This window comes from Sphingobium sp. (assembly GCF_032153725.1).
Lineage (GTDB): Bacteria > Pseudomonadota > Alphaproteobacteria > Sphingomonadales > Sphingomonadaceae > Sphingobium.
Genome location: NZ_JALDYQ010000113.1, coordinates 1 through 10311 on the forward strand (window position 1 = coordinate 1; position 10311 = coordinate 10311).

Here is a 10311-nt window from a genome sequence, read left to right on the forward strand (position 1 = left end):
AGCTTCCGCCGCCCCAACTCGATCCGCCGCCGCTGCCCCAGCCGGAATCGCCCGGTCCCCAGAGGATGATCGGTCCCGATCCGCCGCGATATCGGCGGCCCTTGCCCCGGCCGGAGATCATGGCGATGACGATGATCGCGACGACCATCAGCCAGAAGACGGCCATGAACCCGCCGCCATCGTCTGACGCGTCGCGTGCCTGGGCTGCCGCCCGTGCCGCCAGCGCCCTGGCCTCTTCGGGGGGCAGGGTCAGCAGCTTGCCGATCGCGTCCACCCCCGCATCGATGCCGCCCGGCATGTCGCCCGCCTTGAAATGGGGCGTGATCTCGTTGCGGATGATCTGGGAGGACAGCGCATCGGTCATGATGCCTTCAAGGCCATAGCCAGCTTCGATCCGCACCTTGCGCTCATGGGGCGCGACGATCAGCAGCGCGCCGTCATTCCTGTCCTTGGACCCGATGCCCCAGGCCCGGCCGAGCTGATAGCCATAATCCGATATGTCATAGCCCTGAAGGTCGGGCAGGGTCGCGACCACCAATTGCCGCCCGCTCTGCTTTTCCAGCGCGGCCAGCTTGTCGGTCAGCGCCTGCTCCTGTGGCGGCGAGAGCAGGGCGGCATCATCCACCACCCGCCCGGTCAGCTTGGGAAAGGTCTGGGCCTGAGCCGGAGGCGGAAAAACCAAAAGCGCCGCTGTCGGAAGGAATGCCAGCAGCGCGAGGATCAGGAGCAGGCGGCGGAGCATGGCCGGGCTCAGTTGCCGAAGTCGACCTTGGGCGCTTCTTCCGCGCCGGGCGTGGTGGCCTGGAACGGGGTCATCGGCTTGGCGCCATGGATGATCTTGGCGCCGATCGCGTCGGGGAAGGTGCGGATGCGGGTGTTATAGGCGCGCACCGCCTCATTATAGTCGCGGATGGCGACGGCGATGCGGTTCTCCGTCCCCTCCAGCTGCGATTGCAGGTCGAGGAAATTCTGGTTGGTCTTGAGGTCGGGATAGGCCTCGACAGAGGCGAGCAGGCGGCCAAGGCCCTGCGAAAGCTGCGCCTGCGCCTGCTGGAATTGCGCCACCTTGGCGGGATCGGACAGGTCGTCGGCATTGACCTGGACGGAGGTTGCCTTGGCGCGGGCCTCCGTCACCTTGACCAGCGTGTCCTGTTCCTGCTTGCCCGCGGCCTTCACCGTGGCGACGAGATTGCCGACCAGATTGGCGCGGCGCTGATATTGTGCCTGTACATCCGCCCATTTGGCCTTGGCGACCTCCTCGGCGGCGGGGACGCTGTTGATGCCGCAGGCCGACAGCGCAAAGGCGCCCAGCAGCGGCAGGAGGAACAGGCGGATATGGCGAAGGATCGTCATGGAACATCCTCAGACTTGTTTCGCTGTCGGAAATAGGCGGTTGTCGAACCCTGCGCAACGGCCCATGCTATCATTATCGCAATCAGGACAAGGGGTTCACCATGGGGCTGGTTTCCGAATTCAAAACCTTCATCAGTCGCGGCAACGTCATGGACCTGGCCGGCGGCGTGATCATCGGCGGCGCCTTCGCAACCATCACCAAATCGTTGACCGACGACCTGATCATGCCGGTGGTCGGTTATATTTTCGGCGGGGCGGATTTTTCGCGCTATTTCGTCCGGCTGGGCGATATCCCCGCCGGGTTCAAGGGCAATCCGGAAAGCTATGCGGACCTGAAGGGGGCGGGCGTCGCCATGTTCGGCTGGGGCGAATTCCTGACTGTATTCGTCAATTTCCTCATCCTCGCCTTCGTCATCTTCCTGTTGGTGAAGGCCGTGAACCGACTGCTGCCCAAGCCCGAAGAGGGGATCGCGGTTACGACCGAAGACGTGCTTCTGCTCCGCGAAATCCGGGATTCACTCAAAAAATAGATCGTTTCCACGACGAAAGGAGCGTCCGGCGGGAACCATCCTTGGCGCGGCCAGTTGATCGCCGTCAGGGTTCCGGTCATCCGGTCCCCTTGCCGCATGACGTCAGCCCGTGGGGGCGCAACAGGAGAAAACGCCGTGAAAACCTTCGTATCAGTCCTTGGCCTTGCCAGCCTGATCGCGCTTGCCGCGTGCGATTCAAAGCAGGAAAACAAGGTCGAGAACGCGTATGAGAATCAGGCGGACGCCATCGACAACCAGGCCGCCAATATGGAAGCCATGGCCGATAATCTGAGCGGCAACGCGGAAAATACCGCCGAAAACGCCGCCGATGCGCTGGAAAACAAGGCCGACGCCACCCGCGAGGCTGGCGAGAAAGCGGCGGACGCGGTCGAGAAGACCGAAAAGCATTAAGTTCGAGGCTGCTACCCGAGCCGCGAAGGGCGTCGCCACCATGGGTAGCGGCGCCCTTTTTGTCACGGATTTCCTGTCTTTAACGGGCCTTTAACCACAGCCCGGCCATGGTCCGCATCCTATCCATGAGGCGCGGGAATGGACGAGTTACTCCAGGAATTCATATCCGAAACGCAGGAAACGCTGGAGGCTCTGGCGGGCGAAGTCGTCGCCTGGGAGGCTGACCCGACGGATCGCGACCGGCTGGATGCCATTTTCCGTTTCTTCCATACGGTGAAGGGCAGCTGCGGCTTCCTCAACCTGCCGCGGTTCGAGCGGTTGAGCCATGCGGCCGAGGATGTGCTTTCCGATATTCGCGCGGGCAAGCGGCGTCCCGATCCGGAGGTCGTCAGCGCCGTGCTGGGCATCATGGATCGCATTGCCGAACTGGCTGAGGCTGTCGCCATCGGGGCTGCATTGCCGCATGAGAATGACGATTATCTGATCGGCGCGCTGACCGGGAAAGACATGGCCGGGCCGGGCGAAAGCAAGGCCATGGCTGCGCCCGTGGCCGTCGCCCGGCAGTCGGGCGTTCAGGCCGTTCCGCGCACCATTCGACTGCCGCTGTCGCTGATCGACCAGTTGATGAACGGCGTGTCGGACATGGTGCTGGCCCGCAACGAACTGTCGCGCAAGCTGCGCGAGCGGTCGGGCGATCCGGAACTGGAAAGCGCCTTCGAACGGCTGTCGACCTGCGTGGCGGACATGCGCGACGCCATCTCCAGGACGCGGATGCAGCGCGTCGACCGGCTGTTCACGGCGATTCCGCGCATGGTCCGGGATCTCAGCCGCGACCTTGGCAAGCGCATCGACCTTTGCCTTGAAGGCGGGGATGTCGAGATGGATCGCGAAATGGTCGAGATGGTGGTCGATCCGCTCACCCATATCGTCCGCAACAGCATCGATCATGGCATTGAGACGCCGGAAAAGCGGCGCGCGCTGGGCAAGCCCGAGGCGGGGCGGCTGAAGCTGGAGGCGCGCCAGTCGGGCAATCAGATCGTGATCGAGGTTGCGGATGACGGGCAGGGCATCGACACCGGCCGGCTGGTCGACAAGGCGATCGCGGCGGGCAGGCTGAGCCCGGAAGCAGCGGCGCGGATGAGCGAGGCGGAGAAACTCGACCTGATCTTCCATCCCGGCCTGTCGACCGCGAGCCAGGTGACGGCCATTTCCGGGCGCGGCGTCGGCATGGACGTGGTCCGCGCCAATGTGGAACGGATCGGCGGCGTCATCGCGCTCGATAACCGGCCGGGGCGGGGCCTCACCATCATGCTGCGCGTGCCGCTGACGCTGACCATCATACCCGGGCTGATCGTACGCGCGGGCGGGTTGCATTTCGCCATCCCGCGCGCGGCCGTGGTGGAAATCCTGCACGACAATAACCAGACGCTCGCCATGGCCGAGGTCGGCGGCGCCAGGATCGCGACGATCCGGTCGGTCCGTCATTCGATGATCGATCTGGAAGATGTGCTGGGCATGGAAAAACTGGCGCAGACCGGCCCGCGCGCGATCATGGTCGTGCGATCGTCCACCGGCGTTCCCTTCGCCATGGGCGTGGCGGCGGTGGAAAATCATGAGGAACTGGTGATCCGGCCCGCCTCTCCGCTGGTGATGGCAACGGGCGTCTATGCCGGCATGACGCTGCCGGACAATGGCAAGCCGATGCTGCTGCTGGATGCGGCGGGACTCGCCAATGCCGCGCGCCTGCCCAATATTGTGGACGATCATGCGGCGCGCCGGGCCGGGGAAGCGGACGAGGCGCAGGGCGGCGTCGAGATGGTGCCCGCGCTGCGGTTCGAGGAATATTCGGGCGAGCGTCGCCTGCTCAAGCTGGCGCTGATCGATCGGGTCGAGGATATCGATGCGCGACTGTTCGGACGCTCGGGCGGGCGTGGCTTCGTGCGGCTGGACGGACGGCTGGTGCCGATCGCCAACGGCCATCATGATTTTGCCGGGGAGAAAGTGGCGGCGCTGCGCCTGCGCGATGGCTCGCGGGAGGCCTGCTATCCGGTCGCCGCGGTACTCGACATCGTGGAAATGCCGGCGGTGCCCGACATGGTCGCCATGCACGGCCTGCTGAGCGGCGTCGCCGTCATCGATGGCGAGCATCTGGAGGTGATCAATCCCTTCGCCCTGTTCGCCGCGCTGCCGGATGAAGCCATTGTCGAACGGGGCGGTGGCCGTTGCGTGCTGGCGGACAGCGAGGATGGCTGGACGCGTGAGATATTGGCGCCGCTGCTTCGACAGGCGGGGCATGATGTCGTGATGGGCCTGCCCGTCGACGCGGCGGTCGACCCGCAGGACGTCGTGCTGTTCACCGGATCGGATCCGGCGCAGGCGAGCGAATTGCTGGGCTGCCGCATTGTCCATCTGCGCGCTACGCCCCGGCCCAGCGGTCCAAGGGACGACAGCATCTATCGCTATGATCAGGACGCGCTGATGGCCGCTCTTGTCGGATCGCGGCGATAAAAGGAGCAGCCGGATGAATCAGCTCTATCTTTTCGCCACGCTGGCCGGAACGAGGATCGCCGTCGAAACCGGCGAGGTCGAGGCAGTGGTCAAGCTCACCGACGTCTCGCCGGTGCCGGGCATGGGCGCGCATGTCGCCGGGCTGTCCGCGCTGCGCAGCCGGGTGCTGACCATCATCGATGCCGCGGCGCTGGTCCGGGGGCTGCCGACGCCGGCCGATCAGCGCGGGCTGGCCATCATCGCCGACATCAGCGGCCACAGCTACGGGCTGATGGTCGATGCCATCCACGACATCTGCCAGGTGCCGGAGGGCGAACTGCCGTTGCGTGGCCGGCTCGATCCGGCCTGGTCGCCCTATGCCCGCGGACTGGTCGAACATGACGGCCAGCCCTGCCTGCTCGTATCCCTGAGCGGGTTCATCGAAGCAGGCGCCGTGGCGCAGGCGGCATGACGATATTGTATCGACGTTTACCAATTGCTCGGCTTTGCCGGTTAAGGCTCGTGAAGATGGGACGCACAACAAGGGACGCTTTATGAAAAACTGCCTGGTCGTCGATGATTCGAAAGTCATCCGCAAAGTCGCCCGCCACATATTGGAATCGCTGGACCTTTCGGTCAGCGAGGCGGTCGATGGCCGTGATGCCCTGTCCCAGTGCGAAACGGCCCTGCCCGATGTCGTTCTGCTCGACTGGAACATGCCGGTGATGAGCGGGATGGAGTTTCTTCAGGCGCTTTCGGGCGCCAAGCTGGCGGCGCGGCCCAAGATCATCTTCTGCACCACCGAAAACGGGATCGGCCATATCAAGGCAGCCGTCGAAGCAGGCGCCGACGAATATGTGATGAAACCGTTCGACCGCGAAACGCTGGAAACCAAGCTGGCGATCGTCGGCGTCATCTAGGCTGCATCCTGATGCGGCGGGCGGATTGATCGCCCTTATCCCTTGCCTTCTCGCCTTCGCTCAGAAAGTTTTCCTCCGATGACCGTTCACGTGCCGATCATGGCCAGCAGCCGGAGCGAAGACGGGGTGGTGCGTACGCTGATCGTCGACGATTCGGTGGTGGTCCGCACCGTGATCGAACGGATATTGAATGCCGATCCGGGATTTTCCGTCATCCACAAGACCAACAGCGCCGAACAGGCGCTGGGATATCTGAGCGAGCATGCGGTCGATCTGGTGCTGCTCGACATCGAGCTGCCGGGGCAGAGCGGCCTGATGGCGCTGCCTGCGATCCTGCGGGCCAGTCCGCGCACCAAGGTCGCGATCCTGTCGGGCAATTGCGAGGAAGGCAGCGTCGCGGCGGTCGAGGCACTGGCGCTGGGGGCGAGCGACATATTGGCGAAACCGGGCAGCGGGAGCTTTGGCGAACAATTCCCTCCCGCGTTGATCGAACGCCTGTCGCGCCTGTTCAATGGGGCGGCCACGCCGATCGCGGTCCGCTCATCCGTTCCGATCGCGCCCGAACAGGCGGCCGAACTTGCCTGTCTGGGCATCGGCGCATCGACCGGCGGCATCCATGCGCTCGGCCGCCTGTTCGCTGGCCTGTCCGCGCCGCTGGGCGTGCCGATCCTCCTGACCCAGCATCTTCCGGCCAGTTTCACCTCCTATTTCGCCCAGCAGCTGGGGCGCATGACGTTTCTGCCCGTCAAGGTGGCGGAGCAGGGTGAAATCCTGGTTCCCGACACGGTCTATGTCGCGCCGGGCGACGCCAGCCTCCGTTTGCGGCGGGGGTTGCACGACCGGGTTTTCGTGATGCTCGACCCGCAGCCTACCTCTGCGGGCAATCTGCCCGGCGTGGACCCGATGTTCGCCAGCATGGCGCAGGCCTATGGCGCGGCGGCGGCAGGGGTGGTGCTGACCGGCATGGGACGGGACGGCACGGCCGGCGCGCGGGACATCGTGGCGGCGGGTGGCTGGATCGTGGCGCAGGATCAGCCGAGCAGCGTCGTCTGGGGCATGCCCGGATCGATCGCGGGCGAGGGATTGCACTGCGCCCTGCTGGAACCCCATGCGATCATGGATTTCGTGGCGCGGAGAGGAAAGAACAGAAACTGATGGCATTATCTCCCCCTTTTGGTCCTCTTTCGGCCGGTTCCGCCTCTTCGGGCGCGGCGCGTATCCTGTCCGCCCTGTTGGAGGCGCGCACCGGGCAGATCCTGTCCGAAAACCGCGCCTGGCGGATGGAAACGGCGCTGAAGCCCCTGCTGCGCGCCCATGGCTTTGCCGACATGGATGCGCTGGCCGCCCGGCTGGCGGCGAAGAAGGACGCGGCGCTGGAAAACGACGTGGTGAATGCGCTGCTCAATAATGAAAGCAGCTTCTTTCGCGATCTCCAGATTTTCGACATGCTGCATCGGCAAATACTGCCGCATATCCATGCGCAGCGGACGGACCGGACGCTGCGCATCTGGAGCGCGGGCTGTTCGACCGGGCAGGAGGCTTATTCGATCGCGATCCAGCTGTGCAACGACATGGCGCGGTGGCGCGGCTGGCGCATCGAGATTTTGGCGACCGATATTTCCACCGCCGCGATCCACCAGGCCAAAGCGGGCATCTTCACCCAGATGGATGTGCAGCGGGGACTGGCCGTTGCCGACCTCATCAAATGGTTCGAACCGGCGGGCGACGATTGGTGCGCCCATCGGACGCTGCGGCAGATGATCGATTTCCGCACCGACAATCTTTTCGATCCGCGCGCGCCGATGGGCGAATATGACCTGCTGTTGTGCCGCAACGTGCTGCTCTATTTCACGCCCGAACGCCGGCAGAGCGTCTTCCGCCTGCTTTCCCGGCACAGCCATGCTCGCTCCGTCCTGCTGCTGGGCGCGGGGGAAACGGTGATTGGGCATAGCGATGATTTCGTGCCCCATCCCGAATTTCGCGGCGGCTATGGTCGAAGGGTGGAAGCCCCCGCGCAGGCCGAAGTCCCGGTTCGCCGGGCGCTCTGATCCGCTCCGTCGCGTTTTTTACAGCGCGGCGCGCTTGATTGACCCGGCGCTGTCGGCCATGGTCTGCCTAAGCCGGACGGCGACCAGAAGATCGGCGCCTGATCGCGGCGCCTGATCCCGGCGGATGAGGGACAAGTGCGAGTGACTGGCCTTTCGCGATGACCGACTTTCCGATGATCGATACGCCGTCGCCCAATTTCGACGAGCGCAGCCTGCCCATCTCGATGCTGGTGCTGCACTATACCGGGATGGTCGATGCGACGACCGCGATCAACTGGCTGGCCAGCCCGGAATCGAACGTGTCCGCCCATTATGTCGTGACCGAGGATGGCCAGATCATCCGCATGGTGGACGAGGACAAGCGGGCGTGGCATGCGGGCCGGGCGCATTGGCGCGGCATTGATGACATCAATTCGGCGAGCATCGGCATAGAGATCGTCAATCCCGGGCATGAATGGGGCTATCGGCCCTTCCCGGATGCGCAGATGGGGTCGCTGATCCCGCTGATCCACCAGATCGTCCAACGGCACAAGATCACCCGCGGCAATATCGTCGGCCATAGCGACGTCGCGCCCGCGCGCAAGCAGGACCCGGGCGAGCTTTTCCCGTGGGGGCAGCTGGCCCGGTTGCGGCTGGCTTTGCCGCGCCCGACCAAGAATCTGATGGACCCGCATTGGAGCGATGGCGGCTTCATGCTGGCGCTGGAACGTTTCGGCTATGACATTGCCGAGCCGCAGGCGGCGGTAATTGCCTTTCAGCGGCGCTTCCGCCCCGAACTGATCGACGGAATCATCGACGGCGAATGCCGGGCGATCCTGCTCGCCCTGTTGCTGCCCAAACCCCGGGGTGACGAATAAGCGGGGATGACTGGAGCCCCCGACCTGTGTATAGGCGCCTGTGCCAGAGGGCCGGGCGGCCGCGGCGTGGCGGGTAACTGCCATGGCGAGGAAAGTCCGGGCTCCACGAAATGACGGTGCCGGCTAACGGCCGGCTGGAGTGATCCAAGGGACAGTGCAACAGAAAGCAGGTCGCCCAGTCTTCGGACTAAGCCTTCGGGCGGGCGAAATTGAAAGGGTGCGGTAAGAGCGCACCGCGCCTCCGGCAACGGCAGGCGGCACGGTAAACCCCACCGGGAGCAAGACCGAATAGGGGCGGCGCGCAGGCGGTTCGAAAGAATTGGGCTGCTAGGCCTGTTTCGGCTGAGATCGCCCGGGTTGGTTGCTTGAGGGACGGAGCAATCCGTCCCCTAGAGGAATGGTCGCCACTTCCTTTCGGGGAAGGACAGAACCCGGCTTACAGGCCCTCTGGCATTGAGTGTGACAGTAAATTCAACCCGCCGGGGTGGCGTTCTGCCTGCGGCCTGCTTAATTTGGAACGATGGCAAGAAGCAGCCGATCCAATGACTGGGGCTTTCCCCGCTGGCGCAGCTATGGCGCATCGCGTGAGGCGCAGCAGGTGCGCCTGTGCGATCGCCAGGGGTGCGACCGCCCGGGCGAATGCCCCGCGCCCAAATCGCCCAACAGCCGGGAACGCTGGTATTTCTGCACCGATCATGCGGCGGAATATAACCGCAACTGGGATTATTTTCAGGGGCTCGACCGCGAGGAACGGGAACAGCGAGAACGCACGGAGCGGCGGGATGCGGGCGGTTACCAGAATAGCGCCTATCATGGCTGGGGCGGCCCCGGCGACGGCAGCCGCTCGCGCGATGAACTCCACGCGCTCCAGGCGCTGGAGCTGGAGGACGATGCCGATTTCGAGGCGGTCAAGAAGAGCTGGCGCCGTCTGGCCAAGGAATATCATCCGGACGTGAAACCGGGCGACGCGCAGGCCGCCATCCGTTTCCAGACGATTCAGGCCGCCTATGAGGTGCTGCGCGCCGCGGAGGAACGGCGGACATGGAAACCGCGGGAGCGGGCGGATTGAAGGAGGTCGTCCGGTCCGGTCGGGATCATGCGGTGCTCATCCGCCGCAAATGTTCAAAGATGCTGGCCGGCGATCGGCCCTAGCCAGCTCGCCTCATGCGGGGCGCTTCCACCAGTCCGGCATCGGCGAGCAGAGGCATCAGCAGCCGTTCTTCCTTGTGCATCCGCTTGAGGATGACGTTCAGGATCTCGCGGCTTTCGCGGCAAAAATCCGCCCATTCCCGTTCGATCCGATCATCGCTCCAGCGGGACATGTAAGCGGAAAAATCATTGGCGATGGGCGCCATTTCGATTTCGAGCCGCGCCGCCGTGTCGCGCAGCCGGGCATGGGCCTGCCGCTGCATATTCGGGTAGAAAATCCGGTCTTCCAGCGCGAGATGCGCCATCAGCAGGCGCGCGAACTGCCAACGCAGCGTACCCAGCCTTTGCGGATTGCCGTCATCCGCGATCGCCTGCCGGAACCGGACGGTCAGCGCCTCGATCTCATCATGCTGCCGTCGCAATTCGTCCAGGTCCATATACCGCTTCCATCCGTCCCGCAGGGCATATTCCGACAGGCGGGTTAAGAAACAGTGTGCCCTGTTCGCAAATGCCGGGCAGGCACCGCCCGCCGCGCGTCCCCGCGGCGGGCGGCGTG

At 64.6% G+C, this 10311-nt stretch carries 12 protein-coding genes and 1 other RNA gene; 10 read left to right on the forward strand and 3 right to left on the reverse strand.

Features of this window, described 5'->3' with window-relative positions; translation table 11 throughout:
* Together RUH75_RS22320 and RUH75_RS22325 are read right to left on the reverse strand one after the other, a co-directional pair.
* A partial coding sequence (locus RUH75_RS22320) for a TPM domain-containing protein (RefSeq protein WP_313809397.1) occupies positions 1 to 742 on the reverse strand: 742 nt, incomplete at its 3' end.
* Between the two features lie 8 nt (positions 743 to 750).
* On the reverse strand, positions 751 to 1353 hold the full coding sequence (locus tag RUH75_RS22325) for a LemA family protein (protein WP_313809398.1): 603 nt from the start codon (positions 1351 to 1353) through the stop codon (positions 751 to 753).
* Positions 1354 to 1454: 101 nt separating this feature from the next.
* Here RUH75_RS22325 and mscL point away from each other — a divergent pair, with 101 nt between their 5' ends.
* The 10 genes from mscL (at position 1455) to RUH75_RS22375 (ending at position 9675) form a co-directional block, all read left to right on the forward strand.
* The gene (mscL, locus tag RUH75_RS22330) at positions 1455 to 1883 is read left to right on the forward strand and encodes a large conductance mechanosensitive channel protein MscL (RefSeq protein ID WP_313809399.1); all 429 of its coding nucleotides are present in this window, start codon (positions 1455 to 1457) and stop codon (positions 1881 to 1883) included.
* A gap of 135 nt (positions 1884 to 2018) precedes the next feature.
* Positions 2019 to 2294, forward strand: coding sequence for a hypothetical protein (locus RUH75_RS22335; RefSeq protein WP_313809408.1), 276 nt, complete (start codon positions 2019 to 2021; stop codon positions 2292 to 2294).
* Positions 2295 to 2432: 138 nt separating this feature from the next.
* Positions 2433 to 4802 carry a chemotaxis protein CheA gene (locus RUH75_RS22340; RefSeq protein WP_313809400.1) on the forward strand — a complete coding sequence of 790 codons (2370 nt, stop codon included), beginning with the start codon at positions 2433 to 2435 and terminating at the stop codon, positions 4800 to 4802.
* 13 nt (positions 4803 to 4815) lie between these two features.
* Entirely contained in the window at positions 4816 to 5253 is a 438-nt protein-coding gene (locus RUH75_RS22345; RefSeq protein WP_313809401.1) for a chemotaxis protein CheW, read from the forward strand.
* A gap of 82 nt (positions 5254 to 5335) precedes the next feature.
* On the forward strand, positions 5336 to 5701 hold the full coding sequence (locus tag RUH75_RS22350; protein ID WP_313809402.1) for a response regulator: 366 nt from the start codon (positions 5336 to 5338) through the stop codon (positions 5699 to 5701).
* Between the two features lie 78 nt (positions 5702 to 5779).
* Complete coding sequence (locus RUH75_RS22355; RefSeq protein ID WP_313809403.1) at positions 5780 to 6856, forward strand: chemotaxis protein CheB; 1077 nt, start codon at positions 5780 to 5782, stop codon at positions 6854 to 6856.
* Positions 6856 to 7749, forward strand: a complete 894-nt coding sequence (locus RUH75_RS22360) for a protein-glutamate O-methyltransferase CheR (protein ID WP_313809404.1) — start codon at positions 6856 to 6858, stop codon at positions 7747 to 7749. Before RUH75_RS22355 ends, RUH75_RS22360 begins: the two co-directional genes overlap by 1 nt.
* Before the next feature lie 158 nt (positions 7750 to 7907).
* On the forward strand, positions 7908 to 8606 hold the full coding sequence (locus tag RUH75_RS22365; protein ID WP_313809405.1) for an N-acetylmuramoyl-L-alanine amidase: 699 nt from the start codon (positions 7908 to 7910) through the stop codon (positions 8604 to 8606).
* Between the two features lie 43 nt (positions 8607 to 8649).
* Positions 8650 to 9061: RNase P RNA component class A (gene rnpB / locus RUH75_RS22370), an RNA gene on the forward strand.
* A gap of 65 nt (positions 9062 to 9126) precedes the next feature.
* A complete protein-coding gene (locus RUH75_RS22375; RefSeq protein ID WP_313809406.1) occupies positions 9127 to 9675 on the forward strand; it encodes a J domain-containing protein in 549 nt (182 codons plus the stop codon).
* Between the two features lie 79 nt (positions 9676 to 9754).
* Here the strand turns inward: RUH75_RS22375 and RUH75_RS22380 are convergent.
* Positions 9755 to 10311, reverse strand: a 557-nt coding sequence (locus RUH75_RS22380; protein WP_313809407.1) for a hemerythrin domain-containing protein, incomplete at its 5' end; no start/stop codon positions are given.

Bases quoted from the DNA above. Each gene is read 5' to 3' on its own strand.
- RUH75_RS22325 (WP_313809398.1), bottom strand. From the start codon at position 1,353: ATGACGATCCTTCGCCATATCCGCCTGTTCCTCCTGCCGCTGCTGGGC.
- mscL (WP_313809399.1), top strand. From the start codon at position 1,455: ATGGGGCTGGTTTCCGAATTCAAAACCTTCATCAGTCGCGGCAACGTC.
- RUH75_RS22340 (WP_313809400.1), top strand. From the start codon at position 2,433: ATGGACGAGTTACTCCAGGAATTCATATCCGAAACGCAGGAAACGCTG.
- RUH75_RS22345 (WP_313809401.1), top strand. From the start codon at position 4,816: ATGAATCAGCTCTATCTTTTCGCCACGCTGGCCGGAACGAGGATCGCC.
- RUH75_RS22350 (WP_313809402.1), top strand. From the start codon at position 5,336: ATGAAAAACTGCCTGGTCGTCGATGATTCGAAAGTCATCCGCAAAGTC.
- RUH75_RS22355 (WP_313809403.1), top strand. From the start codon at position 5,780: ATGACCGTTCACGTGCCGATCATGGCCAGCAGCCGGAGCGAAGACGGG.
- RUH75_RS22360 (WP_313809404.1), top strand. From the start codon at position 6,856: ATGGCATTATCTCCCCCTTTTGGTCCTCTTTCGGCCGGTTCCGCCTCT.
- RUH75_RS22365 (WP_313809405.1), top strand. From the start codon at position 7,908: ATGACCGACTTTCCGATGATCGATACGCCGTCGCCCAATTTCGACGAG.
- RUH75_RS22375 (WP_313809406.1), top strand. From the start codon at position 9,127: ATGGCAAGAAGCAGCCGATCCAATGACTGGGGCTTTCCCCGCTGGCGC.